Origin of the sequence: Oscillibacter sp. PEA192, assembly GCF_003574015.1 — a bacterium.
Taxonomy (GTDB): domain Bacteria; phylum Bacillota; class Clostridia; order Oscillospirales; family Oscillospiraceae; genus Oscillibacter; species Oscillibacter welbionis.
The window spans coordinates 86474-113468 of record NZ_AP018532.1 but is presented as its reverse complement, the minus strand read 5'-3'; the positions used below and the strand labels follow the sequence as shown (position 1 = coordinate 113468).

At 63.3% G+C, this 26995-nt stretch carries 25 protein-coding genes; 8 read left to right on the top strand and 17 right to left on the bottom strand.

All coding sequences use genetic code 11. The features are described from left to right. Positions 1–15: 15 nt before the first annotated feature. The 9 genes from aroQ to DN611_RS00490 all read right to left on the bottom strand — a co-directional run bounded on the left by aroQ (position 16) and on the right by DN611_RS00490 (position 8993). The gene (gene aroQ, locus DN611_RS00530) at positions 16–450 is read right to left on the bottom strand and encodes a type II 3-dehydroquinate dehydratase (RefSeq protein ID WP_025545245.1); all 435 of its coding nucleotides are present in this window, start codon (positions 448–450) and stop codon (positions 16–18) included. Continuing rightward, positions 431–1675 (bottom strand): shikimate kinase, encoded by a 1245-nt coding sequence (locus DN611_RS00525; protein ID WP_021748006.1) that lies wholly within the window; start codon positions 1673–1675, stop codon positions 431–433. The genes aroQ and DN611_RS00525 overlap by 20 nt, the downstream gene beginning before the upstream one ends. A 3-nt stretch (positions 1676–1678) precedes the next feature. Continuing rightward, entirely contained in the window at positions 1679–2815 is a 1137-nt protein-coding gene (locus DN611_RS00520) for a bifunctional chorismate mutase/prephenate dehydratase (protein WP_021748005.1), read from the bottom strand. Continuing rightward, entirely contained in the window at positions 2802–3893 is a 1092-nt protein-coding gene (gene aroC / locus DN611_RS00515) for a chorismate synthase (RefSeq protein ID WP_119310407.1), read from the bottom strand. The genes DN611_RS00520 and aroC overlap by 14 nt, the downstream gene beginning before the upstream one ends. Next, positions 3883–5127 carry a 3-phosphoshikimate 1-carboxyvinyltransferase gene (locus tag DN611_RS00510; protein ID WP_119310406.1) on the bottom strand — a complete coding sequence of 415 codons (1245 nt, stop codon included), beginning with the start codon at positions 5125–5127 and terminating at the stop codon, positions 3883–3885. The genes aroC and DN611_RS00510 overlap by 11 nt, the downstream gene beginning before the upstream one ends. Further along, positions 5128–6198, bottom strand: a complete 1071-nt coding sequence (gene aroB / locus DN611_RS00505; RefSeq protein WP_021748002.1) for a 3-dehydroquinate synthase — start codon at positions 6196–6198, stop codon at positions 5128–5130. It abuts the gene before it with no gap. A 50-nt stretch (positions 6199–6248) separates the two neighbouring features. Further along, positions 6249–7085, bottom strand: a complete 837-nt coding sequence (locus tag DN611_RS00500) for a prephenate dehydrogenase (protein WP_021748001.1) — start codon at positions 7083–7085, stop codon at positions 6249–6251. Between the two features lie 3 nt (positions 7086–7088). Then, the gene (aroF, locus tag DN611_RS00495) at positions 7089–8102 is read right to left on the bottom strand and encodes a 3-deoxy-7-phosphoheptulonate synthase (protein ID WP_119310405.1); all 1014 of its coding nucleotides are present in this window, start codon (positions 8100–8102) and stop codon (positions 7089–7091) included. A gap of 330 nt (positions 8103–8432) precedes the next feature. Continuing rightward, positions 8433–8993, bottom strand: a complete 561-nt coding sequence (locus DN611_RS00490; RefSeq protein ID WP_021747999.1) for a zinc dependent phospholipase C family protein — start codon at positions 8991–8993, stop codon at positions 8433–8435. Between the two features lie 238 nt (positions 8994–9231). Between DN611_RS00490 and DN611_RS00485 the strand changes: the two genes are divergently transcribed. From DN611_RS00485 to DN611_RS00475, 3 genes are all read left to right on the top strand, one after another. Then, the gene (locus tag DN611_RS00485) at positions 9232–10584 is read left to right on the top strand and encodes an acetyl-CoA hydrolase/transferase family protein (protein WP_051320017.1); all 1353 of its coding nucleotides are present in this window, start codon (positions 9232–9234) and stop codon (positions 10582–10584) included. A gap of 232 nt (positions 10585–10816) precedes the next feature. Continuing rightward, on the top strand, positions 10817–11179 hold the full coding sequence (locus DN611_RS00480; RefSeq protein WP_119310404.1) for a CidA/LrgA family protein: 363 nt from the start codon (positions 10817–10819) through the stop codon (positions 11177–11179). Beyond that, positions 11176–11865, top strand: coding sequence for an LrgB family protein (locus DN611_RS00475; RefSeq protein WP_021747996.1), 690 nt, complete (start codon positions 11176–11178; stop codon positions 11863–11865). Before DN611_RS00480 ends, DN611_RS00475 begins: the two co-directional genes overlap by 4 nt. Before the next feature lie 51 nt (positions 11866–11916). On the opposite strand, the gene DN611_RS00470 is transcribed toward DN611_RS00475, so the two are convergent. The 5 genes from DN611_RS00470 to DN611_RS00450 form a co-directional block, all read right to left on the bottom strand. Next, the gene (locus DN611_RS00470; RefSeq protein ID WP_119310403.1) at positions 11917–14004 is read right to left on the bottom strand and encodes a glutamine synthetase III family protein; all 2088 of its coding nucleotides are present in this window, start codon (positions 14002–14004) and stop codon (positions 11917–11919) included. 947 nt (positions 14005–14951) lie between these two features. Then, the gene (gene purB, locus DN611_RS00465) at positions 14952–16370 is read right to left on the bottom strand and encodes an adenylosuccinate lyase (protein WP_119310402.1); all 1419 of its coding nucleotides are present in this window, start codon (positions 16368–16370) and stop codon (positions 14952–14954) included. A 91-nt stretch (positions 16371–16461) separates the two neighbouring features. Then, on the bottom strand, positions 16462–16650 hold the full coding sequence (locus DN611_RS00460) for a hypothetical protein (protein ID WP_021750974.1): 189 nt from the start codon (positions 16648–16650) through the stop codon (positions 16462–16464). 12 nt (positions 16651–16662) lie between these two features. Further along, positions 16663–17937: an adenylosuccinate synthase gene (locus tag DN611_RS00455; RefSeq protein ID WP_119310401.1), complete on the bottom strand. Its 1275-nt coding sequence runs from the start codon at positions 17935–17937 to the stop codon at positions 16663–16665. 173 nt (positions 17938–18110) lie between these two features. Further along, positions 18111–18878: a class I SAM-dependent methyltransferase gene (locus tag DN611_RS00450; RefSeq protein ID WP_119310400.1), complete on the bottom strand. Its 768-nt coding sequence runs from the start codon at positions 18876–18878 to the stop codon at positions 18111–18113. A 167-nt stretch (positions 18879–19045) separates the two neighbouring features. On the opposite strand from DN611_RS00450, the gene DN611_RS00445 reads away from it, so the two are divergent. Continuing rightward, positions 19046–20530 carry a DUF1846 domain-containing protein gene (locus DN611_RS00445; RefSeq protein WP_119310399.1) on the top strand — a complete coding sequence of 495 codons (1485 nt, stop codon included), beginning with the start codon at positions 19046–19048 and terminating at the stop codon, positions 20528–20530. 8 nt (positions 20531–20538) lie between these two features. On the opposite strand, the gene DN611_RS00440 is transcribed toward DN611_RS00445, so the two are convergent. Further along, positions 20539–20784 carry a DUF6809 family protein gene (locus tag DN611_RS00440; protein WP_119310398.1) on the bottom strand — a complete coding sequence of 82 codons (246 nt, stop codon included), beginning with the start codon at positions 20782–20784 and terminating at the stop codon, positions 20539–20541. Positions 20785–20853: 69 nt separating this feature from the next. Here DN611_RS00440 and DN611_RS00435 point away from each other — a divergent pair, with 69 nt between their 5' ends. The 3 genes from DN611_RS00435 to DN611_RS00425 all read left to right on the top strand — a co-directional run bounded on the left by DN611_RS00435 (position 20854) and on the right by DN611_RS00425 (position 24051). Further along, positions 20854–21066 carry a helix-turn-helix domain-containing protein gene (locus tag DN611_RS00435; RefSeq protein ID WP_119310397.1) on the top strand — a complete coding sequence of 71 codons (213 nt, stop codon included), beginning with the start codon at positions 20854–20856 and terminating at the stop codon, positions 21064–21066. Between the two features lie 415 nt (positions 21067–21481). Further along, positions 21482–23650, top strand: coding sequence for a Tex family protein (locus DN611_RS00430; protein ID WP_119310396.1), 2169 nt, complete (start codon positions 21482–21484; stop codon positions 23648–23650). Between the two features lie 14 nt (positions 23651–23664). Beyond that, entirely contained in the window at positions 23665–24051 is a 387-nt protein-coding gene (locus tag DN611_RS00425; RefSeq protein ID WP_119310395.1) for a metallopeptidase family protein, read from the top strand. Between the two features lie 57 nt (positions 24052–24108). Here DN611_RS00425 and DN611_RS00420 read toward each other — a convergent pair whose 3' ends face one another. Together DN611_RS00420 and DN611_RS00415 are read right to left on the bottom strand one after the other, a co-directional pair. Continuing rightward, complete coding sequence (locus DN611_RS00420; RefSeq protein WP_119310394.1) at positions 24109–24882, bottom strand: nucleoside phosphorylase; 774 nt, start codon at positions 24880–24882, stop codon at positions 24109–24111. A 66-nt stretch (positions 24883–24948) separates the two neighbouring features. After that, complete coding sequence (locus DN611_RS00415) at positions 24949–25644, bottom strand: YoaK family protein (protein WP_021750982.1); 696 nt, start codon at positions 25642–25644, stop codon at positions 24949–24951. A 339-nt stretch (positions 25645–25983) separates the two neighbouring features. Here DN611_RS00415 and DN611_RS00410 point away from each other — a divergent pair, with 339 nt between their 5' ends. Then, positions 25984–26973: a LacI family DNA-binding transcriptional regulator gene (locus tag DN611_RS00410; RefSeq protein ID WP_036628089.1), complete on the top strand. Its 990-nt coding sequence runs from the start codon at positions 25984–25986 to the stop codon at positions 26971–26973. Positions 26974–26995: the final 22 nt, after the last annotated feature.

Genomic DNA, 26995 nt, shown 5'->3' with positions numbered 1-26995 from the left:
AGAGACCGCCGTTTGTCAAGCGTCCGCGCCGCAGAGAAACCGCAGGGCCTCCACATATCCCTGGAGCCCATGGCCCCGGATGGTGGCCGCGCAGGCGGCCCGGATGTAGGAGACACGGCGGAACTCCTCCCGGCTGTCCGGGTCGGAGACGTGGACCTCCACCGTGGGGATCCCCACCGCCTTCACGGCATCCAGCAGGGCCACACTGGTGTGGGTGTAGGCTGCCGGGTTGATGATGATGCCGTCCACATGGTCGAAGTATGCCTGCTGGATGGCGTCCACCAGGGCCCCCTCGTGGTTGGACTGGAAGAAGGAGACGGACGCGCCCAGCCGGTCCGCCTCCGCCCGGATCAGCGCCTTCAGGTCCTCATAGGTCTCATGGCCGTAGATCTCCGGCTGGCGGATTCCCAGCATGTTCATATTGGGGCCGTTAACTACCAGAATGTGCACAAAAATCCCTCCAGATAGCGGCGGCGGTGTCCTCCACCGTGCCGCTGTTGTCAATCTCCACGTCCCGGAATCGGGCGTACAGGGGCGCCCGCTCCCGCCACATGGCGGCCAGATCCGCCCCCTGGGACAGGGGCCGGCCCTCGGTGGGCAGCAGGCTGAGATCCCGCACCAGCTGATAGATGCGGCCGTTCTGATGGAGGGCCGCGTAGTTTTCCGCCGTCTTGATGATACCGCCGCCGGTGAGGAGGATGACGCCTGTGCGCTTCCCAGCCTCCTCCGCGGCGGCCCGCTCCCGGGCCCGGAAGCCGGACTCGCCTTCACGCTGGAAGATCTCCGGGATGGAACAGCCGGCGGTGGTTTCGATCATCTGGTCCAGATCCACGGCCTCCCGGCCGGTGAGGCGGGAGAGCGCCTCCCCCACCGTGGTCTTGCCACTGCCGGGCATGCCGATCAGGATGAGGTTGGTCATCTCCCGCCGGAGCTGAACCAAAATCCGCTCATTCTCACCGGCGGGAATGGACCTGTTGAAGAACCGCTCCTCTGCCGCCACCGCCTGGGCCACCAGCATGGGCAGTCCGTCAGAGCAGGGGATGCTCCGCGCCTCCGCCTGCAGCAGCAGGGCCGTGCGCCGGGGATTGTAGATGACGTCCAGCACCCCCTGACAGACCGGAAATACGGACAGGTCCACGGGAGACTGGCCGTTGCCGGGGTACATGCCCACCGGAGTGGCGTTCACCAGGATCTCCGCGTCAGCGTGGCGAGAGAGGTTGTCATAGTTGTCCGGACCGAAACGGGATACCACCACAACCTCCGCCGCGCCCCCCTGCCGGGCGGCGGTCTGGGCCGTCAGAGACGCCCCGCCGCTGCCCAAAATCACGACTTTTTTCCCTGACAGGGAGATACCCGCCCGGCAGGCCATATAGAGGAACCCGTCGATGTCCGTATTATAGCCCACCAGCTTGCCGTCTGCGCACCGGACGATGGTGTTGACGCTGCCGATGGCCTCCGCCGCCGGGTCGATCTCATCGCACAGGGGCATCACGTCCCGCTTGTAGGGGATGGTGACGTTCAGGCCGCCGATGTCCTTCCGGTGAAGAAAGGGAGCCAGTCCATCCGGCTCCAGCTCGAGAAGGCGGTAGGCGCCGTTGCCCAGGGCGGCATGGATGGGGACGGACCAGCTGTGGCCCAGCTTCCGGCCCAGCAGGCCGTAAATCCGCTCATCCATGGCTCAGACTTCCGCGTAGTTGCCCAAGAACTGGAACTCGGCACAGCTGCGCTCCATCTCCTCCAGCATGGCCAGGACGCTGGGATCCTGGACGGAGGCGTCCAGCTCCAGGAAGAAAACAAACTCAAAGTCACTTCCCGCCACGGGGCAGGACTCCAGCTTCGTCATGTTGATGTCCAGTGCCGCCAGCTTGGAGAGGATTTCATACAGGGCGCCGGGCCGGTTGTCAAAGGCGATAATCAGGCTGATCCGGTTGGCGCCGGCATAGATCACCGGATCCTTGGTGATGCAGATGAACCGGGTGTAGTTGTTGTCGCTGTCCTGGATGCTGTCGTTGAGGCAGGTCAGGCCGTACAACGCCGCGCAGGGGTGGGAGGAAATGGCGGCGGCGTGGCGGTCGCCCTTCTCCGCCACCATCTTGGCGGCCATGGCGGTGTTGTCGCAGGGGATGACACGGACGCCGTTGAGGCTGTTCAGGAACTTGCTGCACTGGCCGATGGCCTGCTCGTGGGAGTAGATCTCCGTGATGTCCTCCATCTTCACGCCGGGCAGCGTCAGCAACTCGTGCCGGATGCACAGCCGGGTGGACCGGACGATGGAGAGGTTGTGGTCCTGCAGCAGCTCGTACACCGCCCGGACGGAGCCGTTGGAGCTGTTCTCAATGGGCAGCACACCGAACCTGCACAGGCCGGACTCCACAGCGGACACCACAGCCTGGAAGGTCTTCACATACACGATGTTGCCCCGGGGCAGCAGCCGGTCACAGGCCACCTGGGAGTTGGCCCCCTCCACGCCCTGACAGGCCACCAGGCCCGTCTGGGGAAAGACCGAGGTACCGGCCTCCAGAGAGGCGCGGACTTGGGCGGCCACCTTGGTGGGGGCGGAGATCAGCTCTGCCTGCCGGGACCGGGCCAGCTCGAACAGGGTGGAGAACAGGTGGTAGGCATACCGCTCCCGCTCCCCGGATTTCTCCGTCACCTTGGCCAGGATGGCCCGCTCCCGTTCTTTGTTCAAAATGGGCAGATGGTGCGCATTCTTGTAGGCAGCCACCTCGTCGGACAGGTCCATGCGCTGCAGGAACAGGTCCAGCAGCTGCTCGTCCACTGCGTCGATCTTCTCTCGAATCTCAGAAAGTTCCATGATGTCCCTCCAATAATAAATCTAACAGCACGGCGGCAGTAACCGCCTCCACCACCGGGACCGCCCGGTGGGCAATGCAGGGGTCGTGCCGCCCGTGAATCACAAGCTCCGCATTCTCTCCGGCGGACAGGCTGACCGTCCGCTGGGGCTGGGCGATGGACGGTGTGGGCTTCATGGCCGTCCGCAGGACGATGGGCATTCCGCTGGTGATGCCCCCCAGAATGCCGCCCGCGTGGTTGGTCTCTGTCTGCACCCGGCCGTCCTCCATCACAAAGGGGTCGTTGTTTTCGGACCCCCGGGACCGGGCGGCGGCGAAGCCGTCCCCAAACTCCACGCCCTTCACGGCGGGAATGCCGAAGAGGGCGGCGGCCAGCCGGTTTTCCACGCCGCCGAACATGGGCTCCCCCAGTCCGGCGGGAAGGCCCGTGGCGGCACACTCAACGACGCCTCCCACAGAATCCAGATTTTTCCAGGCCTCCAGAATCAGCGCCTGCATCCGCTCCCCCGCCTGGTCGTCCAGCACCGGGAATGGCTTGGCAGCCACGGCGTCAAACAGCTCCTTCGTGGGCCGCAGGGGGAATAATGCATCCGCCACCGTCCCCACGGACTGGAGGTGGGCCCCTACGTATACGCCCCGGCGGGAGAGAATCTGCTTGGCGATGCCGCCGGCGATACACAGGGGCGCCGTCAGCCGGCCGGAGAAGTGGCCGCCGCCCCGCATGTCCGCCTGCCCGCCCCACTTGACAAATGCAGTGTAGTCTGCGTGGCCGGGCCGGGGCTTGTCCTGCAGGGCATCATAGTCCGATGAGTGCTGGTCTCCATTTTCGATGACCGCGCACAGAGGGGCTCCACAGGTGACGCCGTTTTCCAGGCCGGAGAGGAACACCGGCGCGTCGGCCTCCCTCCGGGCGGTGGAAAGGTGGCTCTTCCCCGGCTTCCGCCGGGCCAGGAAGGCGTTCAGCTCCTCCAGGTCGATGGCCTCCCCGGCGGGCAGGCCATCCACCACCACGCCGATGGCCCTTCCATGGGATTGGCCGAAGACAGAGATTTTCAGGAGACTGCCGAATTCAGAGGACATGGATATCACCTCCCAGGTTCTTGTACACCTCCCAGAAATCCGGGTAGGACTTCTGCACGCATTGGGCCCCCAGCACCGTGACGGGGCCGGTACAGGCGGTGGCGGCGATGGCGGCCGCCATGGCGATCCGGTGGTCGTTGGCGCAGTCCACCATGCCGCCGGTGAGCGTCCCGCCGTGGACTGTCAGAAAGTCCGGCCCCTCCTCCGCCCGTCCGCCCAGGGCGGTCAGCAGGGCGGCGGTGGTGGAAAGCCGGTCGCTCTCCTTCATCCGCAGCCGGGCAGCGTTCACAAACCGGGTGGTACCGGAGCGGGCCGCCGCCATCACCGCCAGAGGCGGCAGCAGGTCGGGGCATCCGGAGACATCGATCTCCGTGTCCCCCGGCCGGGCCAGCCGCCAGTAAAGTTCGCTGACTGCCTTGTCCCCCTGCGCAGAGTCGGGATTCAGGCCCCGGATGTCCACACGGCTGTCCAGGAAATCGGCGGCGTACCAGAACCCCGCCTGGGACCAGTCCGCCTCCGCCGTGGCCTCAAAGGACTGGTAGGTCTGGCCGCCAGGGACGAAGAGCGTGTTTTCGTCCAGCCACCGGCTGGTGACACCGGCAGCGGCCTGAGCCTGCCGGGTCATCTCCAGGTAGTCCCGGCTCTCCAGGGGTGTGGTGGACACCAGGGTAGAGTCTCCCTCCAGCAGGGGCATGACGAACAGCAGCCCTGTGAAGAACTGGCTGGATACGTTGCCGGGCAGGCGGTATGTCCCCGGGTCCAGGGCCAGGGTACCGTATCCCCGACCGCCGTTTACGGTGAGGACGTTGTCCGCCAGCTTCCAGGCGATGCCCTTCTCCCGGAACAGGTCCTCGTAGGGCTTCAGCGGGCGCTCCATCAGCCGGCCTCGGCCGGTGAAGGACGCCTCTCCCTGTATCAGCAGGCCCACGGGGATCAGGAAGCGCAGGGTAGAGCCCGATTCCCCGCAGTCCAGCAGGGCATAGGGAGGTGCGATGACGATGCCGTTTCCCAGTCCGTGGACCCGGAGGGTGCCATCCGGCAGATCCTCCATCCCGGCACACATGGCAGACAGGCACCGGCGGGTGGCCCGGATGTCCTGGGAGTCCGCCAGGCCGTGGATGACGCTGATCCCGCCGCTGAGAGCAGCGGCGATCAGCAATCGGTGGGCCTGAGACTTGCTGGAGGGCGGCGTCACGGCGCCGGAGAGTTTTTTCGGGGTGATTTGAAGGTCCATTTACGCCTCCAGTCCTGCCCGGATGATGGGCAGCAGGTCCGCTACCGGGACCTTCCGCAGCTCGCAATGGCCGATCTTCCGGGGGACCACCAGGGTGATATCCCCACCGGCGCGCTTCTTGTCGGAAAGGGCTGCCTCCGCCAGGGCTTCAGCAGAGTAGTCTGTCCCGGTGGGCAGGCCATTTTTAGAAAGGCAGGCGGTGATTCGCGCCGCCAGGGACTCCTCCGTCCAGCCCAGGGCCTCCGCAGCCCGGGCGATGACGGCCAGCCCCGCCGCCACGGCGTGGCCATGGGGGATAACATAGCCGCTGCACTTCTCGATGGCGTGGCCCACAGTATGGCCCAGGTTCAAAAGCTTCCGCTCCCCCTGCTCCTTCTCGTCCCGCTCCACCACGCCGGCCTTGTAGGCGACGCACCGGGCGATGACCTCGCCGGGGTCGGCGGTGAGGGTGCCGTCCTCAAACAGGGCGAACAGGGCTTCGTCAGAGAGCACGCCGGTCTTGACGGCCTCGGCGGCCCCGTCGGCAAACACGTCGGGGGGCAGGGTCTTCAGGCAGTCCGTGTCGCAGATCACGGCGGCAGGCTGGCAGAAGGCCCCGGCCAGGTTCTTCCCGGCGGTCAGGTCCACGGCGGTCTTACCCCCCACGGAGGAGTCCACCGCCGCCAGCAGGGTGGTGGGCAGCTGGACATACCGGATGCCCCGGAGGTACACGGCGGCAGCAAAGCCCGCCATGTCCCCAGTGACGCCGCCGCCCAGGGCGGCCACGCAGTCCGTGCGGGTCAGATGCTCCGACGCCAGGAACTCCAGCAGCTCTGTCAGGGTGGAGAGATTCTTGCGCCCCTCCCCGGAGGGGAAGATATGGGAGCAGACGGCAAAGCCCGCGTCCTCCAGAGCGGCGGTGACGGTGTCCAGGTACAGGGAGGCCACGGTGTCGTCGGCCAGAACGGCGATCCTCCGCTGTCCCAGCAGCGCGGCCAGATAGTCCCCGCACCGGCCAAGCAGGCCGCTGCCAATGCGCACATCATAGGGCGGCCGGACCCGGACGGGAATGGTTCGGATGGAGTCAAACATCGAAAAACTCCTTTTATAGAATCATGTCGCGCAGCGGCGCCGGAAATAGGTCAGTTGCCGCCGGCGGTGGCCTTCAGCTCCCGGCCCTCCTTCAGCAAATCGTGCAGCCGCTGAGTATCCTTGGCCCGCAAGGCGTTGCGGTAGTCCGTCAGGTGGCCGATCAGCTCTTCCAGCTCGGCGGTGAGGAAGTCCTCATCGTCCAGAAACAGCTCTGTCCACATGTCCTCATCCAGACGGGCCACCCGGGTCATATCCTGAAAGCTGCCGGCGGAAAAGCCTCGGCGCTTCTGGGCCTCCGGCGACTTCACATAGGCGCTGGAGACGATATGGGCCAGCTGGGAAGTAAAGGCGATGATGCGGTCGTGCTCCTCCGGCGTTGAGAAGGTGAGGCCCGCAAAGCCCAGGTCCAGAAAGAAGGCCTTCAGCGTCTCCAGCAGCCGCATGTCCGTCCGCTTGTCCGGCGTCAGGATCATAGATGCTCCCACGTACAGGTCCTCTGCGGAGGCGGTGAAGCCGCCCCGCTCCTTACCGGCCATGGGGTGGCCGCCGATATAGGAGAAGCCGCGTTCCTCTGCGATGGGGGCGATGGCCGCCACCACGGTCCGCTTCACGCCGCACAGGTCCACCAGAATGGCGGACTTGGCGATCTGCGGCGCGTGCTGCCGGACCCACTCGATGGCGGCGCCGGGCCGGATCGCCACCAGGATCAGATCCGCCTGGGGCAGGTTCTCCTCCGTCAGGGGGGCGTCGATGGCGCCGCACATCCGGGCCATGGTCATGGTCTCCGCGTTCAGGTCTATGCCCCAGACGGTGTGGCTGGTGCGGTTCTTGATGCTCTTGGCCATGGACCCGCCGATGAGGCCCAGGCCGACGATGGCAACATTCATGTCTTACTCCTCCACCGTCTTCATAAAGTCATGGAGCTTCAGCAGCTTCTTCGCCAGGCCGTCGAACACCTCCGGCTTCAGGGACTGGGGGCCATCGCACAGGGCATGGGCCGGGTCGTTGTGGACCTCGATCAGCAATCCGTCGGCACCGGTAGCCACGGCGCCCATGGCCAGGGGATCTACCAGCCAGCTCTTGCCGGTGGCATGGCTGGGATCGATGATGATGGGCAGGTGGGTCAGCTTCCGCAGCACGGGGATGCAGGCCAGATCCAGGGTGTTGCGGGTGTAGCTCTCAAAGGTGCGGATACCTCGCTCGCAGAGGATCACATTCTCATTGCCGCCGGCCATGACGTACTCGGCGCTCATCAGCCACTCCTCGTAGGTGGCGGACATGCCCCGTTTGATCATGACGGGTTTGTCCTGATGGCCTACGGCCTTGAGTAGGTCGAAGTTCTGCATGTTCCGGGCGCCGATCTGGATCACGTCCACATCCTTGAAGAGGGGCAGCTGGCTCAGGTCCATCAGCTCCGTCACGATGGGGAGGCCGGTCTCCTGCCGGGCCACCTTCAGGTACTCCAAACCCGTGGCCCCCAGGCCCTGGAAGGAGTAGGGGGAGGTCCGGGGCTTGAAGGCGCCCCCCCGCAGCATGGTGGCGCCGCTGGCCTTCACCGCTTTGGCAATGGCCACCACCTGCTCCTCGCTCTCCACAGAGCAGGGACCCGCCATCAGGGTCAGATTGCCGCCGCCGATCTGGGTGTTGCCCACCTGCACCACCGTGTCCTCCGGGTGGAACTTCCGGTTGGCATTCTTGTAGGGCTCCTGGACCCGTTTCACATCCTCCACGATGTCCAGGGCGGCAATCAGGTCGATGTCCAGCTGGCTGGTATCACCCACCAGTCCTAAGATGGTGTGGGCCTCGCCGATGCTGGTGTGGATGATGATCCCCTTTTCCTGGAGCCAGGCGATCAGGCTCTCCAGCTGGTGCCGGTTGGGGTTTTGTTTCAGAACGACGATCATACTGTATTCCTCCTAAAAATGATGGGGCTGGTACAAAAAAGACCCGCAGCCGGTTCGGCTGCGGGTCGTCATGCACTGATAGCCTTTTCCTGGCGTCAGACACGATCACACACATTTTCAGCCAAACCGAAATAAGCCTTACCATAAAAATAGGTAAAGCTAAAGTAACGGTATTCGGCAGAACGGGTGATGTTGGTCATGACTGGGTTCCTTTCCGAGTCCTTTGATAGTTTCAGGATAACACCAGAAAAAGCAAATGGAAATTGACAATGATTCCAAAGAATGCGCCGAAAGGGAAACCGCTGCTGTGCGCTTTTCCCAAAACAGGGTTCAGACAGCCGCTGCGGCGCTGGCAGGCAGGCAGCCGGCCATCAGCAGGGAGGTGGCCTTCAGGATGAACTGCACATCCTTGCGCATATCGGCCACGCCGGCCATGTACTGCCGGTGCAGCTCCTGAAGGGCGTCCGCCACGTCCTGACGGAACTTCTCCCGACGAAGGGCGCGGGTGGCCAGATACTCCTCCAGATAGGCCCGCAGGTCCGTCTCATACTGGTGGTGGCAGAGCATACTGTCGGGATAATTCTCGTTATGGGGATAGGTGAACGCATCCGCCAGATAGTGGGTCAGTTTGCCCAGGGTGTAATACTGCCAGATGGTCCAGCGCTGGCGGCGCTGGAGCCGGGAGATGCGGGAGTAGATGTAGTGCTGGGAGTTGGAGTAGTTATGCCCCCGGAACTTATAGGCCCGCAGGGAGCCCTTCAAATAGGTCAGGGGGTTGCAGTCCGGCTGAAAGGAGCCGAACAGGAAGGCGAGCTCGAATCGTCTGGCCTGAAATCCCTGGGTATTCTCCAGCAGGGTGGCGGCCAGCAGTTTGTGACTGCGTTTCTGCAAGATGCACCTCCATGGAAAAAATCAAGAACAACGCCAGTATAGCACGGCGAAGCGGCCGGGCGCAAGCAGAAAAAAACAAAATTTCTATTAACTCGTCCGCGGAAAAGAGGATTGTGCGGAAGCGGAATGTGCGGTACAATAGACGGGAAAGGGAACCGGCGGCCGCGGCCCCCACGGCGGGCTGTACAAACCGCCGGAGACACCGCCCCGCAGAGGGGCGCGGCAAAGGAGAATGACGATGACAGAACTGACACCCATCCGCCGGGGACGCTGCGCGGGAGCGGGCAACTGGCAGACCCAGTATCAGGCCCTGCAGATGACCGCCCGGGAGGCGGCGGAGCTGATCCGGGACGGGGACACGGCGGCCTTCGCCGCCATGTCCAACTGGCCCTGGGAGCTGGACGGGGCGCTGGCGGAGCGCCTGCTGGAGACCGGCGGCCATATCGCCATCTACGGGCACTTCATCCCCGCCGGGACCCGGCTGCTGACGCCGGAGCTGGCCGGACAGGTGACTTATGACTCCAACTTTTACGGCGTGGAGCGGGGCCTGGAGCCCATGGGCAACGTCCATTACGCCCCCTCCAACCTGAGTCAGACGCCCGCGTGGCTCCTGGCCCGGCGCCCCCGGGTGGCGGCGCTGACCTGCTCGCTCCCGGATGAGAACGGGTGGATGAGCCGCTCCCTGTGGGGCACGGCCCTGAGCCGGAAGGTGCTGGAGCAGTGCGAGCTGGTGCTGGCGGAGGTGAACCCCCGAATGCCCAATATTCCCAGTGATGGGGAGGCCCACACCCGCATCCATGTATCAGAGGTGGACGGGATCATCGAATCCAGCCGTCCTCTGGTAGAGACGCCCATCGCGGCGGGAAACGAGACGGACAGCCGCATCGCGGGCTACATCGCGGATCTGGTGCCAGACGGCGCCTGCATCCAGCTGGGACTGGGAGGGCTGGCCAATACTGTGGGCGAGTGTCTGGCCCATGCGGGAAAGCGGGATCTGGGCGTCCACACAGAGATCCTGAGCACCGGCGTCATGGAGCTGATGCGCCGGGGCGTGGTGAACAACAGCCGCAAACAGACCTGCCCGGGGCGGAGCGTATACGCCAACATGGTGGGCGGGCCGGAGCTGTGGGCCTTCGCCCATGAGAATCCCGCCTTCTGCCAGAAGGAGATCGACTGGGTGAACGATGCCCGGAACATCGCCCGGAACGACCATGTGGTCTCCATCAACAACGCCATGGAGATCGACCTCACCGGCCAGGTGAATGCCGAGAGTATCGGCCCCCGGCAGTACTCCGGCACCGGCGGACAGCTGGAGTGGGTGGTAGGCTCCCAGTGGTCCAAGGGCGGAAAGAGCATCCTGGCCCTCCGGTCCAGCTACCGGGACAAGGCGGGGGTCCTCCACTCCAAAATCGTGCCGCAGCTGGCCCCCGGCAGCGTGGTGACCACCCCCCGCACCTGCGTCCAGTATGTGGTGACGGAGTTCGGCGTGGCGGATCTGAAATACAAGAGCACCGTGGAGCGGGCCCGGGCGCTGATTGCCATCGCCCACCCGGACTTCCGCCGGGAGCTGGAGCGGCAAATGCCCCTCTGAGTCCCCCGGCCTCCTGCGGATGCTTGGATGACCTGGACAAGGTCCCGCTCTTTCCCGGCGGGGCCTTGTACTGTTTTGCCGAATTTTGCGGCGGCGGCAGAAAAAGGAGCCGGAAGGATTTGACATTCCCCGGCCGTCTCCGTAGAATAAAAAAGTTGAAAAGAATCCGCGCCCTTGTGTGAATACGGCGCAGAGTAACGCGGCGGGGGACCGCCGGGAGAGGCGGTTCACTTTGAAACTTCTAACGCAGATCGGCATCATCTTCGGCATCTGCTGGATCAGCACCTGTATTGAGCGGGTGTTGCCCTTCACCCTGCCTGCCAGCATCATCGGGATGCTGCTGCTTCTGGCGCTGCTGCTGGCACGCGTCATCAAGACAGAACACATCCGGGAGAAGTCGGACTACCTGCTGGGGAATCTCCCCTTCTTCTTCATCCCGGCCAGTGTCAGCATCATCAACTATGCAGATGTGTTACGGGAGAACCTGCTTGCCCTGGTGGTCGTCTGCGCGGTCTCGCTGATTGCCACCTTTGCCGCTACAGTGGGAGCGGTGCGGCTCACCTGCCGCCTGCTGGAGAGGGGGAAGCGGAGATGAGCGCGCTGTGGGAGTCCCCCTTTTTCGGGGTGACGCTGACGATCCTGGCTTACTGGGCAGGCTGCAAAATCCAGAAGCGGACCGGGCTTGTGATCTGCAACGGCCTGGTGCTGGCGGTGATGATGATTATCGCGGTGCTGGCGGTGTTTGACATTCCCTATGCAGCGTACAACGCCGGCGGCAGCCTCATCAACCTCTTTCTGGGGCCGGCCACGGTCTGCCTGGCAGTAACCATCTACGCCCAGATCGACCTGCTGAAAAAGAACCTGCTGCCCATCCTGGCGGGATGCGCGGCCGGGGCGGTGACTTCGGTCCTCAGCATCTGGGGCCTGTGCCGCCTGTTCGGCCTGGACCGGACACTGACCGTCTCCCTCCTGCCCAAGTCCGTCACCACACCCATCGCCACCGCCATTGCGGAGGGGCAGGGCGGCATTGTCTCCATCACCGTGGCGGCGGTGATCTTCACCGGCATCCTGGGCAACCTGTGCGCCCCCGCGCTGGCACGCCTCTTCCGGGTGAAGGATCCGGTGGCGGCAGGGCTGGCCATCGGCGCCTGCAGCCACGCCATGGGCACCGCCCGCGCCCTGGAGCTGGGGGAGACGGAGGGGGCCATGAGCGGCCTTGCCATCGGCCTCTGCGGCCTCGCCACCACTATTTTGGCGCTGTTCTTCGACGTGCTGGTGTAACAGATGAATCCAAGAGGGCCCCGGCCGATGGCCGGGGCCCTCTTGCGCACTTTATACGTAGAACAGCAGGTCGCTGTATACCGGGAAAGGCCAGGACTTGGAGGCAGTCAGCGTCTCCAGCTGGTCGGCGGCCTTCCGGGCCTCTGCCATGTCGGGGATCAGCACCTCATGGCAGTAGTTCATGGCCTTGATAGAGCCCACGGGGATAGCGGCCAGATCCGCCTCCAGCTTGGCGCAGTCCGCCTGCAGGGCGTCCGTCAGGGTGCCGATCTGCATGGCTGTGGAAGTCTCATACTGGTGGGGCACACCCATGGCGTCCTTGTGATAGGCCCGCTGGCACAGCTGGTCGGCGTAGTCGGACACCGCAGGCAGGATCTGGTGGCGGATCATGTCCGCCATAGTCTTGGCCTCAATGGTCAGGACCGTGGTGTAGTTCTCAATGTGGATCTCCGCCCGGGCCTCGATTTCCTCCTTGGTGTAGATGCCGTGCTTGACAAACAGATCCACGTTTTTGGGAGCGGTGTACATGGGCAGAGCGTCAGCGGTGGAGGTCAGGTTGGAAAGGCCGCGCTTTTTGGCCTCCTCCAGCCAGGCCTCGTCATAGCCGTTGCCGTTGAAGATGATCCGCTGATGCTCGGTGAATACCCGGCGGATCAGCTTGGGCAGGTCCGCCTGGAAGTCCCGGGATGCCTCCAGCTCGTCCGCGAACTGTTTCAGCTCCTCGGCCATGATGGTGTTCAGGGCGATATTGGGGCCGGAGATGGACTGGGATGCGCCCAGCATCCGGAACTCGAACTTGTTGCCGGTAAAGGCCATGGGGGAGGTGCGGTTCCGATCCGTGTTGTCCTGGCGGATGGCAGGCAGGGCGTCCACGCCGATCTCCAGCGTCCGCTTGCCGGTGCTCTGGAAGTCCGTGTCGTTGATGATGGAGTCCACCACAGCGGAGAGCTCGTCTCCCAGGAAGATGGAGAGCACGGCGGGCGGTGCCTCCTGGGCGCCCAGCCGGTGGTCGTTGCCGGGGAAGGCCACCGTGGCCCGCAGGAACTCCTGATAGTCGTCCACACCCTTGATGAAGGCCGCCAAAAACAGCAGGAACTGGGCGTTCTGCCGGGGGGTGGAGCCGGGCTTGAACAGATTTTTGCCCGTGTCGGTGGAGAGGGACCAGTTGTCGTGCTTGCCGGAGCCGTTGACGCCCGCGAAGGGCTTCTCATGGAGCAGGCACACCAGTCCGTGGCGGTCGGCCACCTTCTTCATCATCTCCATCACCAGCTGGTTCTGGTCGCAGGCGGCGTTGGCGTTGGTGTAGATCGGGGCCATCTCATGCTGGGAGGGGGCCACCTCGTTGTGCTTGGTTTTGCTGAGCACGCCCAGCTTCCACAGCTCCTCATCCAGATCCTTCATATAGGCGGCGACCCGGGGCCGGATGGCGCCATAGTAGTGGTCGTCCAGCTCCTGTCCCTTGGGGGGCTTTGCGCCGAACAGGGTCCGGCCGCACATCCGCAGGTCCTCCCGCTGGGCGTACTGGGCCTTGTCCACCAGGAAGTACTCCTGCTCCGGCCCCACCTGAACCACCACCCGTTTGGTCGTCGTGTCCCCGAACAGGCGCAGGATTCGCACCGCCTGGCGGCTGATCTCGTCCATGGACCGCAGAAGAGGCGTCTTCTTGTCCAGGGCCTCGCCGGAGTAGGAGCAGAAGATGGTGGGGATGCAGAGGCTGCCCTCCTTGATGAAGGCAAACGAGGTGGGATCCCAGGCGGTGTAGCCCCGGGCCTCAAAGGTGGCCCGCAGACCGCCGGAGGGGAAGGAGGAGGCATCCGGCTCACCCCGGACCAGCTCTTTTCCGGAGAATTCCATGAGGATCTTGCCGCCGCCGGCAGGGGCAATGAAGCTGTCGTGCTTCTCCGCCGTGACGCCGGTCATGGGCTGGAACCAGTGGGTGTAGTGGGTGGCGCCCTTTTCCACGGCCCACTGCTTCATGGCCTGGGCGATCTCATTGGCGGTGGAGATATCCAAAGACGTTCCGTCTGTAACGCACTTCTTCCACGCCTCATAGGACGCAGAGGACAGGCGCTCCTTCATGGTGTCCTCATTGAAGACCATGCTGCCGAACAGATCGGAGAGTTTCGTGGTGGTACTCATGCGTTTCATCCTCCTGTATTTATAAAATGTATCGTATCACATCAGATATGGAAAACTCAACAGGAAATGCGGATTTTCCGCCTCATTTGCCGCTCTCGCCGTCATCGGAGGGGCCCCGGGCACAGAGGCCGTCCGCGTCGCATCCCCCAGGACCGGTTGGGCATCCGGAAGTCCCGAAGCATCCAGTTCCGGCCGGAATGGTGTTGCCCGAAGATCTCCCGGTCCAGCAGGCTCACCTTGGTAAAGGGCGGACGACGGCCGCCCTTCCTCCGCAGCGTCTCAAAGTCAAAATACGTCCGGCCGAAGAGGGGCAGCAGCTCTTCCTTGGTACAGATCTTTTGAAAAAACCATGGCCCCGCACATGGGCAGAAGCGCCTCCCGGATGAATTTGCGCATCAGCCGCCGACTGCCCAAAGGGCAGGGTACTGGCGCAGAGCACTCTTTGCTATGGAGCGTATAACAAAGAACGCAGCTTTCTCCTAAAATCTTAGGATGAATAGCTGCGATCCGCGGTACCACCTAATTTGCTCCCATGATGGGATCCCTTTCAAAGCTCCAACAAGCCCGTGTGAGATAACGATCACAACTCGTCGCACTTACTAGCGGAGATCCGCGTTCGGAATGCAGCTGCAGAGTCTTCTTCCCGCGGACTCTTTGTACGGGCTTCCCACTGCCCCCGCTCACTGAACCGGAATTTCCACGATCCTTTTCTCCATCAATGCCTTCTGATGGTTGGATTTGGCCTCGATCTCGAAAGCGATGGTAGCAGTGTATCACCGCCAGCAGCGCACTGTCAACGTCAAAACCCACAAAATCGGCATTCCATTTCCGGCAGCCTTCCCGGCTCCTCCGCTCCGGGACAGCCGAAGGGGTTCCGCCTGAAAAGCGTTCCGGCGCCCCTCCCGCCGCAGGCACGGCGGGCAGGGCGCCCGGACGGTATGAAACGGTCAGAGACTGATCTCCGGGACTTCCCGGCTGGCGCCGGAGAGCAGGGGCCTCACCTGGGCCAGGAAGGCGTCCACCTGCTCCGGACAGCGGCCGATGTACAGCTTCGGGTCCAGCACGGCCTCCATCTCCGCCTCGGTCATGCCGAAGGCAGGCTCCGCCGCCAGGCGGGAGAGCAGGTCGCAGGGCTCCCCCTCCTTCATCCGGGCGGTGGCGGCCATGGAGCAGGTGCGGATGATCTCGTGGAGCGCCTGCCGGTCGCCGCCCCGCTTGACGCCCTCCATCATCAGGTTCTCCGTAGCAATGAAGGGCAGGTACTCCCGGCAGGTCCGGTCCACGATCTTCTCGTTGACGTGGAGCCCGTCGGTGACGTTCTGACTGAGACGCAGGATGGCGTCGGCGCAGAGGAAGCCCTCTGGCATGGAGATGCGGCGGTTGGCGGAGTCGTCCAGGGTCCGCTCCAACCACTGGACGGAGGCGGTCATGGGGGCGTTCATGGCGTCCGCCATCAGGTAGCGGCTGAGAGAGCAGATCCGCTCGGACCGCATGGGATTGCGCTTGTAGGCCATGGCAGAGGAGCCGATCTGGTTCTTCTCAAAGGGCTCCTCCACCTGCCGGTCGTGCTGGAGAAGGCGGATGTCGTTGGCCATGCGGTAGCAGCTCTGGGCAATGGCGGAGAGGCAGTTCAGGATGCGGCTGTCCGCCTTTCTGGGATAGGTCTGGCCACAGACGGCATAACACTGCTCAAAGCCGAATTCTGCGGCGATCTGCCGGTTCATCTCGTCAATCTTGGCGCCGTCTCCATCGAACAGGTCCATAAAGCTGGCCTCTGTGCCGGTGGTGCCCCGGCAGCCCAGGAACTTCATGTGGTCCAGGACGAAGTCCAGCTCCTCCAGGTCGGAGAGCAGGTCCTGCATCCAGAGGGTGGCCCGCTTGCCCACCGTCACCAGCTGGGCGGGCTGATAGTGGGTATAGCCCAGGGTGGGGGTGGCCTTGTATTGCTCTGCAAATTTACTGAGGTTCGCCACCACAGCCAGCAGCTCTCCCCGGAGATACCGCAGGCCCTCCCGGTAGATGATGAGATCCGCGTTGTCGGTGACATAGCAGCTGGTGGCCCCCAGGTGGATGATCCCCGCGGCGGAGGGGGCCGCCTTGCCGTAGGTGTAGACGTGGGCCATCACGTCGTGACGGACCTCCTTCTCCCGCGCCGAAGCCGTCTCATAGTCGATGTCGGTGATGTGGGCCTCCAGCTCCGCCACCTGCTCCGCGGTGACGGGCAGGCCCAGATTGTGCTCTGCCCGGGCCAGGGCCACCCACAGACGCCGCCAGGTCTGGAAACGCGTGTCCGGAGAAAACAGACACAGCATAAAATCAGAGGCGTATCGGGACGCCAGAGGGGATTCGTAACGATCTTTGGGCATAAGTGGGCCACCTTTCTTTTGTTTCAAAGTTTAGGAGGCACCGCAACAGGTGCCTCCAGAGGGTGCAGTCTGTTTCGCCGGAGGCGAAGCATTATGAAGTGGGAAGCGTGTTAAAGACTGTGAGCAGCCAGAGACAAAAATCCAGGCTGAACAGGGCCAACAGGAAGCACTCGACACCCGCGGAACGATCCTTCGATGCTTTTGAAATGATCCGGTAAAGGAGAAACGGCCAGCAGAGGGCACCTGCCAACGCGATCCACCCGAATACGGCAAACAGCATCGGATTTCCTCCTCACCGAATGATGATGGAATCTCTTTCCGGTCCCACAGACACATAGGTGATATGGCAGCCGATCTCCCGCTCCACGTATTCCACATAGTTCCGGGCCGCCTCCGGCAGGTCCTCCCACTTCCGGACGCCGGAGATGTCGCACTTCCAGCCGAGCATGGCGGTCATGACGGGCTTGGCGTCCGGCAGCACGGCGGGGAAGGGGAACGCGTCGGTCTCCTGCCCGTTCAGCTCATATCGGGCGCAGATGGGGATCTCATCCATGTAGCTGAGCACATCCAGCTTGGTCAGGGCGATGTCCGTGGCTCCCTGGCACTGGATGCCATAGCGGGTGGCCACGATGTCGATGGGACCCACCCGGCGGGGCCGGCCGGTCTTGGCGCCGTACTCACCGCCGGCCTCCCGCAGCTTCTCCGCCTCTTCACCGAACCACTCGCAGGTGAAGGGGCCCTCTCCCACGCAGGAGGAGTATGCCTTCACCACACCGATGATCTTGTCCAGCTTGGCGGTGGGCAGGCCGGAGCCCACAGGGGCATACGCCGCAATGGGGTTGGAGGAGGTGGTGTAGGGGTAAATGCCGTAGTCCAGATCCCGCAGGGAGCCCAGCTGGGCCTCAAACAGGATGTGCTTGCCCTCGGCCTGGGCCTGGCGCAGGAAGGCGCCGGTGTCGCAGATGAAGGGCTTGATCTTCTCGCCAAACTCCGTCACCCATGCCTTCAGGTCATCCATGGTGTAGGGCTTGGCGCCGTAGACCCGCTCCAGCGTCAGGTTCTTCCACTCCAGAATGCCCGCCAGATGGTCCCAGAGCTTTTCCGGGTACAGCAGCTCGCCGGCCATGATGGTCTTCTTCTGGTACTTGTCCGAATAGAACGGGGCGATGCCCTGCTTGGTGGAGCCGTACTTCTTGTCCGCCAGGCGGGCCTCCTCCAGGGAGTCCAGGTCCCGGTGCCAGGGCAGCAGCAGGGACGCCCGGTCGCTGATTTTCAGGTTCTCCGGCGTGATGGCCACGCCCTGGTCCATGACGTCGGACATCTCGGTCCACAGGCTCTCGCAATCCAGAGCCACGCCGTTGCCCAGGATGTTCACCACACCCTTGCGGAAGATGCCGGAGGGCAGCAGGTGCAGGGCAAACTTGCCGAACTCGTTCACCACGGTATGGCCGGCGTTGCCGCCGCCCTGATAGCGGACCACCACGTCGTAGTCCGCGGTCACCAGGTCTACCATGCGGCCCTTGCCCTCGTCTCCCCAGTTGATTCCCACGATGGCACAATTTGACATATCCAAAAACCTCCCGGTTTTGATTTACAGACACTCCGGTCAGGTCGACCTTTTCTCCAAAGATGCCCAACCTTAGTTATTATATCGGCTGATTTTCCATAAGTAAAGCCTGAACTTGTAATAATAAGCATTATTTTTTCTGATAAGGTCGACCTTTCAATTCTGGAAATGCCTCATCCCTGGGGAGCGGCGGGGATCCCCACATAGGCCACAGTCTCGTTGGGCTGAATCAGTTGCCCGCCGGAGGCGAAAGTGTCGAACAGCGCCTCCAGCGCCGCCCGAAAGGCTTCGTAATCCGCGTCTCCCTCCCGCAGGGCATAGGAGCTGGAAAAGCACCGCCGGAGGAATCGGTCCCGGTCCAGCGTCAGGGGATTGGGGAACCGCCGCTTTTCATACGCCCCGCCGAAAAAATCCCGGATGCGGGGGTCGTCCTCCCCCATCCCGCCGGTGAATCCGTGAAAGCTCGGACAGTGCTCCCGAAAGACCTGGGCCAAGGCCTGGTTCATCGGTGCAGACCCGCGGACGTTCCAGACGAGAACGGCCCGCCCGCCGGGACGCAGGATCCGGCGGCACTCCCGCGCAAAGGCAGGACCGTCGAACCAGTGGAAGGCCTGGGCCGCTGCGACCATGTCCACGGACCGGTCCGGCAGCCCGGTATCATGGTCCGTTCCATTTGAGGAGGAGAACCGGGGATCGCCGCCCAGAAGCGCCTCCGCCGCCCCCCGCATATCCGGATTCGGCTCCACGCCGCAGACGCGGAAGCCCGCTGCCAGCAGCTGGGCGGAGAGCTTGCCGGTGCCGGATCCGATGTCCGCCGCTGTATAGCGCTCCGGCGGCGCGTACAGCTCTCCCAGCCAGTCCAGGAATTCCTGGGCATAAGAAGGTCTGGCGGCCTGATAGTCCTGGTGCCGGCCATTGAAGCGGTCAAAGGTGTTGCGCATCTGGATCCCCTCCCTGCAAATTCTCCGCTGATTGTACCATGGGAGCTGGCCGCCTGCAAGATGCAGGGCGCGGCGGAAAAGCCTTGGTTCTCCACTTCCAAAACGGGACAGGGTGTGGTATACTATCACCGGATTTTGAACAACCAGAGAGAAAAGGGGAAGATCGTATGCCGGCCATCGGTTTTGACAATCAGAAGTACCTCACCACCCAGTCCGAGCAGATCAAAAAGCGCATCGCCCAGTTCGGCGGCAAGCTGTATCTGGAGTTCGGCGGCAAGCTGTTCGACGACTACCACGCCTCCCGGGTGCTGCCGGGATTCGAGCCGGACAGCAAGATCCGGATGCTCCAGCAGCTGCAGGACGACGTGGAGATCCTCATTGCCATCAACGCCGCAGACATCGAGAAAAACAAGGTCCGGGGGGACCTGGGCATCACCTATGACGACGACGTGCTGCGGCTGATCGACATCTTCCGGGGCATGGGCTTCTATGTGGGCGGTGTGGTGATGAGCCGGTACAGCGGCCAGGGGGCGGCGGACGCCTTTTTGAAGCGGTTGACCACCCTGGGCATCCGGTGCTACCGCCACTACCCCATCGCGGGCTACCCCTCCGACGTGCAGCACATTGTCAGCGACGAGGGCCTTGGAAAGAATGAGTATGTGGAGACCACGCACCCGCTGGTGGTGGTGACGGCGCCGGGCCCCGGCAGCGGCAAGATGGCCACCTGCCTCTCCCAGCTCTACCACGACTACAAGCGGGGCATCGCTGCGGGCTACGCCAAGTTCGAGACCTTCCCCATCTGGAACCTGCCCCTCAAGCATCCGGTGAATCTGGCCTACGAGGCGGCCACGGCGGATCTGAACGACGTGAACATGATTGACCCCTTCCATCTGGAGGCCTATGGCAAGACTGCCGTCAACTACAACCGGGATGTGGAGATCTTCCCGGTGCTGAACGCCATCTTTGAGAAGATCCAGGGCACGTCCCCCTACCAGTCCCCCACGGACATGGGAGTGAACATGGTTGGCAACTGTATCTGTGACGACGCGGTGTGCTGCGCCGCCAGCCGCATGGAGATCCTGCGGCGCTACTACACCGCCTGCGTGGAGCGGCTGCGGGGCAAAGCCGGGGACGAGCCGGTGCGGAAGCTGGAGCTGGTGATGCAACAGGCGAGCGTCACACCGGACATCTGCCCGGCGGTGTCCGCTGCCCTGCTGAAGGCGGAGACCACCGGCGGCCCTGCCGGCGCCATGGTGCTGCCAGACGGCCGGGTGGTCACCGGCAAGACCTCCGACACCCTGGGGGCGGCCTCCGCCCTGCTGCTGAACGCGCTGAAGGCCGTGGGCGGCATCGGTGACCAGTTCGAGCTGATCTCCGCCCAGGTGCTGGAGCCGGTGTGCCGGCTGAAGACCCAGTACCTGGGCCACAGGAATCCCCGGCTCCACACGGATGAAGTGCTGATGGCGCTCACCATCTCCGCCCTGACCAACCCCCTGGCGGAGCTGGCTCAGCAGCAGTTGCCCAAGCTCCGGGGCTGCGACGCCCACTTCACGGTGATCCTCAGCGAGGTGGACGAAAACCTTCTGCGCCGCCTGGGCATCAACGTCAGCTGCGAGGCCCGGTACGAGACGAAGAAGCTCTATCATAAGTAAAACAGGAATCAGATTTCCCGGGCCGCGGTCCATGTTACCTGAAACATGACCTCCAGCTCCATGAGATGGAGGTCGGAGCAGGCGTCCCAGAACTGCTCCGGCAGCTCCTGCTCTTCGGCAGGTAGTGCCTGGCGCAGCTCATCCATGCACTGTTCCACCCGTATAATAGCTCGCCGGTAATCCGGGCAGGAGAGAGATGCTGAAAATCGGCTCTCCAGAAGATTCCGGTAGATGGCAGACAAGATGTCGTTCATAATCATGCACCTCGAAGAACTTTATGTTCCCATTATACTAGGAACTTTAAGTTCCGTCAAGGAGAATATATGGAAAGATTTTCAGAGCGTTTGCAGGAATTGCGAAAAGAAAAAAATGCCACAAAAGAGGATCTGGCAGCCCATTTGGGAATTACTGTGCGGGCCTATCGCTATTATGAAGAGGGGAAGCGCTATCCTGATTTTCAAGGGCTGATTGCCCTGGCAGACTATTTTGGCGTCACTTTAGATGATCTGGTTGGCCGCACGGCCCCAGGGTTATAAAGACGGACGGGCTGCCCCGACAGGATACCCAGCAGCGGACCAGAGGAAGAGGTAATTCGGTAGCCACACCTGTGCCGCCAGCATTCCCGGCATGGGGCAGCAGCTGTACGCCCCGCAAAAAGAACAGCGCACCCGAACCTCAGACATGATTGGCGCAGATACCGATATGCCGCTTCCTGCCGGCGAGGAGAACCACTGCACCGGAGCGCATCCAAAAGCGGTCCTTTGGGGACGTGGCCGCACACGCCCCGTTGTGCAAGCCCTTCTTTGAGAACAGCGATCCCTTCACCGCTATCCGGCATCCGGCGGCACCCGCCCCCAGTATCGGGTGTATCTGCCCGGTTATCCCATAGCTGAATTTCCCGGGCAGCAGACTGCCGCCCTATTTCACGTAGAAAAGGAAGAATCATAACCCATGCAGGATCTCATTCAACAACTGGCATCTGAGCTGGACAAAGACCCCCGCCATGTGGAAAACGTGGTCCGCCTTCTGGACGAGGGCAACACCATTCCCTTCATCGCCCGCTACCGCAAGGAGCTTCACGGCGCCATGGACGACACCGCCCTGCGGAATCTGGAGGAGCGCCTCCAGTACCTGCGGAACCTGGCGGAACGCCGGGAGGCGGTGAAGCGGTCTATCGAGGAACAGGGCAAGCTGACGGAGGAACTCTCCGCCGCCATCGACGCCGCCCGGACGCTGGCGGAGGTGGAGGACCTGTACCGCCCCTACAAGCAGAAGCGCCGCACCCGGGCCACCATTGCCCGGGAAAAGGGCCTGGCGCCTTTGGCGGAGCTGCTGTTTGCCCAGGGGCCGGACTGCCCGGACCCGACGGCGGAGGCCGCCCGGTATGTGGATGCCGAAAAGGGCGTGGAGACGGTGGAGGACGCCCTCTCCGGCGCCTCCGACATCATCGCCGAGACCATCAGCGACGACGCCGCCCTCCGCAAGACCCTCCGCACCCTCCTGGAGCGGGAGGGAAAGCTCTGCTCCCAGGCGGCGGTGGAGGAGGACTCTGTCTACCGGCTGTACTACGACTTCTCCCAGGCCCTCTCCCGGCTTCAGGGTCACCAGATCCTAGCCGTCAACCGGGGGGAGAAGGAGGGCTTTCTGAAGGTCCGCGTGGAGCTGGACCGGGACCGGGCCCTCCAGGCCGTCCGGCGGCATGTGATCGTCCCCGGCAGCGCCGCAATGGAATTTATCAAGTCCGCGGCGGAGGACGCATACGACCGCCTGATCTTCCCCGCCCTGGAGCGGGAGGCTCGCTCCGACCTGACGGAACGGGCGGACGAGGGGGCCATCGGCCAGTTCGCCCTGAATCTGAAGCCCCTGCTGATGCAGCCCCCGGTGAAGGGCAGGGTCACCATGGGCCTGGACCCGGGGTACCGAATGGGCTGCAAGGTGGCGGTGGTGGACGGCACGGGCAAAGTGCTGGACACCGCCGTGGTATACCCCACCTACGGCGAGCGGCAGGAGAACGAGGCTATCGCCGCCCTGGCAAAGCTGATCCGAAAGCACGGCGTGGAGCACATCGCCATCGGCAATGGCACAGCCAGCCGGGAGACGGAGCAGATGGCGGTGAAGCTGATCCGGCAGGTGAATGAGGCCGGCGCCCATGTCAGCTACATGATCGTCAGCGAGGCCGGGGCCAGCGTGTACTCCGCCAGCCCCCTGGCGGCGGAGGAGTTCCCCCAGTACGACGTGAATCTCCGGTCTGCCGTGTCCATTGCCCGGCGCCTCCAGGACCCTCTGGCGGAGCTGGTGAAGATCGACCCCAAGGCCATCGGCGTGGGACAGTACCAGCACGACATGCCCCCCAAGCGGCTGGACGAGGCTTTGAACGGTGTGGTGGAGGACTGTGTGAACGCCGTGGGCGTGGACGTGAATACCGCCTCCCCCTCCCTGCTTCAGCGTGTGGCGGGGCTGAACGCGACCACGGCGAAAAATGTGGTGGCCTACCGGGAGGAAAACGGCCCCTTCACTTCCCGGAAGCAGATTTTGAAAGTGCCCAAGCTGGGGCCCAAGGCCTTTGAGCAGTGCGCCGGCTTCCTGCGGGTGCCGGAGAGCCGCTCCGTGCTGGACAACACCGCCGTCCACCCGGAGAGCTACGCCGCGGCGGAGAAATTGCTCTCCCTCACCGGCCACACCCTCACGGACGTGCGGGATGGGAAGCTGGGAGATCTGAACGCCCAGATCAGGACCTACGGCGAGGACCGGGCGGCGGCGGACTGCGGCGTGGGCGTGCCCACATTGCGGGACGTGGCGGCGGAGCTGATGAAGCCCGGCCGGGACATCCGGGACGAGCTGCCCAAGCCCATCCTCCGCACCGACGTGCTGGAGATGAAGGACCTGAAGCCCGGCATGGTGCTGACGGGCACGGTGCGGAATGTCATCGACTTCGGCGTGTTCGTGGACATCGGCGTCCACCAGGACGGGCTGGTCCACATCTCCCAGGTGTCCCAGAAGTTTATCAAACACCCCTCGGAGGTGGTGTCTGTGGGAGACATCGTCCAGGTGGTGGTGCTGGAGGTGGACGAGAAGAAAAAGCGCATCGGCCTCAGCATGAAGCAGGTGCCCAAGGCGTGAGGAGGGAAACAGCCATGATCCTGACCATCGACCGGGTGAACGACCTGCTGGACGACATGGCAGACAGTTTCCCGGCGGCGTTGTTCGACGGCCTCAACGGCGGGATCAACCTGCTGGAGGAGGCCAAGCCGGACCCGGAGTTCCCGGAGGGCGAGATGTATATCCTGGGGGAGTACTGCGACGACCTGCTGGGCCAGTATATCAACCTGTACTACGGCTCCTTTGCCGCCCTTGCAGAGCGGGAGGACTGGGGCCAGGAAACATGGGAGGACGAGCTATACACCACCCTGTCCCATGAGCTGACCCACCACATGGAGGGCCGGGGCGGCCTTCACGCCCTGGATGACCGGGACGCGGAAGAGCTGGAGGAATACCGCCGGGAGTACGGCGGAGAGATGTGATATAAAAGGACCGCCCCGTGCCTGCGGCACGGGGCGGTTTTGATATCCGGAGGGAGATCAGCCCTTGTCCTGCCGGATGATCCGGCGCAGGGCTTCGATGGCGGAGAGGATGGGCTTCTGGATGCTGTCGGTGGGATAGACGTCGGCGCTGTTGCGCTTGGAGACGGACCCGTCGAAATTGGTGGCTGATACCAGGATGGAGGCGGTGCGGATCCCCAGGCTGGAGCCCACAGAGAAGAGGATGGACTCCTCCATGGAGGTGCAGACGGCACCGCCCCGGACATAGCTCTGCCAGCGGCGGATCAGATCATCGGACACCGGCTTCGTCTCCGGCTCCGCCTGCGTGTAAAAGGAGTCCTTGGTGATGCTGACGCCCACCGTGGTGTGAAAGCCCAGAGACACAGAGCTCTCCTCCAGAGCCTTCAGCAGCTGGTAGCTGGGGACGGCAGGGAACTCCATGGGCAGGTAGTGGAGGCTGGTGCCGTCCATGCGGACACTGCCGCTGACCACCACGATGTCCCCGCACTGGACGTCGGCGCAGGTGGAGGCGCAGGTGCCCACCCGGATGAAGGTATCCGCCCCGCACTTATGGAGCTCCTCCACGCAGATGGCGGTGGAGGGCCCCCCGATACCGGTGGAGGTAACGGTGACCCGCTCTCCATCCAGCGTGCCCTCCCAGGTGGTGAACTCCCGCTTCCGGGTCACCATGCGGGGGTTGTCCAGGTGGGCGGCGATCAGCTCGCACCGGTCCGGATCCCCGGGGACGATGGCGTAGCGGCCCGCCTCTCCGGGGGCCAGATTCACATGGAGCATTTTGGCTGTTTCAGACATGGTTCTCATTCTCCTCATCATATCATTATTGGTGTGAAATCCGGATGGAGGCCGTTCCCCGCATCCTCAGCAGTCCGCTTCCGCCTGGATCTCCTGCCGGAACATCAGAAGAAAACTGACGGCCAGCAGCAGACAGCTGGCCCAGATGGCCCCTGTTCCCCAGAGCTGGGAGGCAACGCCGCCGAATCCGGCCCCCAGGGCAAAAATGAGGATGACGGCGAAGTAGCGGCCGGCCTTCCGCAGGGCGGTCCGGTCCCGGGTGTCCCAGTAGGCGCAGAAGGCGTCCACCCCGCTGCGGAGATTGCCGATGCACATGGTACTGGCGTATGCGCTGCCGTTGACCTTGCGGAACGCCTGGACCTGCATGGCGCAGGTGAAGGACACCAGCGCGTTGGCCGGCGCATCCCAGGACGATGGGAGGAATCCCACGCCCAGCAGCAGGCCGATCTCAGCCAGCACCACCATCTGCCGCCAGTGGAGCCGGGAAATCTCCTGACAGCGGCGGCGGACCATCTCCGCAGCAAAGACGCCCAGCGCAAAGGCCAGCAGCGGGATCAGATACCGGAGGACGCCGGCCAGATCCCCGGCAAAGGCCCGCTGGCTCATAAGAACGATGTTTCCCGTCTGGGCATTGGCGAAAACCTGTCCCCGGACGCAGTAGGTGTAAGCGTCCTGCAGCCCGCCGGACAGGGTCAGAAAAACCATGGTGGAAAATGCCTCGGACATCTGCCCATGGCGGAGGGCGGACCTGGCTCTGTACATCCCATCAGCTCTTTTCCTGAGAATTCCGTGAACAGTATAATATAGGCGCGGGAAAAAGACAAGCCTGGAGAGAAGCACCTCTCACATTCCCGGAGCAGTATCATCTGTCATAAGTGCTTTTAATGGAAGCGGTTACATTTCTGCCGATCTATACAAGGAATGTTAGAGCTTTTCTACACCTGTGTAAAATGTACATTAAATACAAAGAATCCCTTGCTTCCACCGCAAAAAAGTGTTAAAGTTGACTTGATCCAGGAAAACACTGGAAGCTTTACAACAAAAAAACTGTTATTTTCCTACGAAAAATATGAAAACGCTTACGTGAAAAGGGGCGTGACCGTGAATCCAACCATCTATGATGTCTCCAGACTGTCCGGAGTTTCCATCGCCACCGTGTCCCGCGCGTTCTCCAATCCGGAGCGGGTCCGGGAGGACACCCGCCGGAAGGTGTTTGAAGCAGCGGAAGTGCTCCACTACTCTCCAAATGCCATCGCCCGGGCCATGGCCCGCCAGCGAACGGACAAGATCGCCTTCCTGATCTGTAAGGAGGGGGCCACGATCCTGGACGAATTCTACGCCGGCATCTGCACCGGGATCATGCGGGAGACGAACCGAAGTGACTTTGAGTTGGTCATTTCCACCGCTGCGGACTGGGACACGGCCTCCAACACCTCCAAAAACAAACAGGTGGAGGGTGTGATCCTGGGCGGCAATGCCCGACCGGATATGATCGCAGAGCTCCAGAACCGGGATCTGGCCGTGGTACTGGTAAACAACCGCATCCAGGGACTGGACATTCCCTGCGTGGTGTCGGACGAATACGGCGGGGTCCGCCAGGCGCTGGAGCACCTGATCGGCCGGGGTCATCGGAACATCGCCATGCTGGCAGGGCGCTTCTCCCCCTATATACTGGGAGAGCGGTACCGGGCCTTTCTGGAAGTCACCCAGGCCCACGGCCTGCCGGCAGACACCCGGCACATCAAGCTGTGCGATCCCACGGTGGAGAGTGCCGCAGAGGCCTGCCTGGAGCTGCTGTCCCGGCAGGACCGGCCCACGGCCATCTTCGGCGGAAACGACGTGATGGCCGCCGGAGCCATGAAGGCCGCCCTCCGCCTGGGCCTGCGGGTGCCGGAAGACCTGGCGGTGACGGGACTGGACGACAGCTCCGCCTGCGGGATGCTGGAGCCGGAGCTCACCTCCGTCCACATCGACTGCCGCCGGATGGGGGAGTTGAGCGTGGCGCGGCTCCAGGCGCTGCTGGCAGGGGAGACGGACGTCCCCCAGGTCACGGTGGTGCCCACAGAGCTGCGGGTGCGCGGCTCCAGTTGACCCGTACTTTGGAAAAATACAG

Excerpts from the sequence above, each read along its gene's own strand:
- DN611_RS00520 (WP_021748005.1), bottom strand. The coding sequence starts at position 2,815 with ATGGAACTTTCTGAGATTCGAGAGAAGATCGACGCAGTGGACGAGCAG.
- DN611_RS00420 (WP_119310394.1), bottom strand. The coding sequence starts at position 24,882 with ATGTCTGAAACAGCCAAAATGCTCCATGTGAATCTGGCCCCCGGAGAG.
- DN611_RS00475 (WP_021747996.1), top strand. The coding sequence starts at position 11,176 with ATGAGCGCGCTGTGGGAGTCCCCCTTTTTCGGGGTGACGCTGACGATC.
- DN611_RS00440 (WP_119310398.1), bottom strand. The coding sequence starts at position 20,784 with ATGAACGACATCTTGTCTGCCATCTACCGGAATCTTCTGGAGAGCCGA.
- DN611_RS00435 (WP_119310397.1), top strand. The coding sequence starts at position 20,854 with ATGGAAAGATTTTCAGAGCGTTTGCAGGAATTGCGAAAAGAAAAAAAT.
- DN611_RS00510 (WP_119310406.1), bottom strand. The coding sequence starts at position 5,127 with ATGGACCTTCAAATCACCCCGAAAAAACTCTCCGGCGCCGTGACGCCG.
- aroC (WP_119310407.1), bottom strand. The coding sequence starts at position 3,893 with ATGTCCTCTGAATTCGGCAGTCTCCTGAAAATCTCTGTCTTCGGCCAA.
- DN611_RS00450 (WP_119310400.1), bottom strand. The coding sequence starts at position 18,878 with ATGCGCAACACCTTTGACCGCTTCAATGGCCGGCACCAGGACTATCAG.
- DN611_RS00500 (WP_021748001.1), bottom strand. The coding sequence starts at position 7,085 with ATGAATGTTGCCATCGTCGGCCTGGGCCTCATCGGCGGGTCCATGGCC.
- DN611_RS00485 (WP_051320017.1), top strand. The coding sequence starts at position 9,232 with ATGACAGAACTGACACCCATCCGCCGGGGACGCTGCGCGGGAGCGGGC.
- DN611_RS00415 (WP_021750982.1), bottom strand. The coding sequence starts at position 25,644 with ATGTACAGAGCCAGGTCCGCCCTCCGCCATGGGCAGATGTCCGAGGCA.
- DN611_RS00445 (WP_119310399.1), top strand. The coding sequence starts at position 19,046 with ATGCCGGCCATCGGTTTTGACAATCAGAAGTACCTCACCACCCAGTCC.
- DN611_RS00460 (WP_021750974.1), bottom strand. The coding sequence starts at position 16,650 with ATGCTGTTTGCCGTATTCGGGTGGATCGCGTTGGCAGGTGCCCTCTGC.
- DN611_RS00430 (WP_119310396.1), top strand. The coding sequence starts at position 21,482 with ATGCAGGATCTCATTCAACAACTGGCATCTGAGCTGGACAAAGACCCC.
- DN611_RS00425 (WP_119310395.1), top strand. The coding sequence starts at position 23,665 with ATGATCCTGACCATCGACCGGGTGAACGACCTGCTGGACGACATGGCA.
- DN611_RS00470 (WP_119310403.1), bottom strand. The coding sequence starts at position 14,004 with ATGAGTACCACCACGAAACTCTCCGATCTGTTCGGCAGCATGGTCTTC.
- aroB (WP_021748002.1), bottom strand. The coding sequence starts at position 6,198 with ATGTTTGACTCCATCCGAACCATTCCCGTCCGGGTCCGGCCGCCCTAT.
- aroF (WP_119310405.1), bottom strand. The coding sequence starts at position 8,102 with ATGATCGTCGTTCTGAAACAAAACCCCAACCGGCACCAGCTGGAGAGC.
- DN611_RS00455 (WP_119310401.1), bottom strand. The coding sequence starts at position 17,937 with ATGTCAAATTGTGCCATCGTGGGAATCAACTGGGGAGACGAGGGCAAG.
- purB (WP_119310402.1), bottom strand. The coding sequence starts at position 16,370 with ATGCCCAAAGATCGTTACGAATCCCCTCTGGCGTCCCGATACGCCTCT.
- DN611_RS00525 (WP_021748006.1), bottom strand. The coding sequence starts at position 1,675 with ATGGATGAGCGGATTTACGGCCTGCTGGGCCGGAAGCTGGGCCACAGC.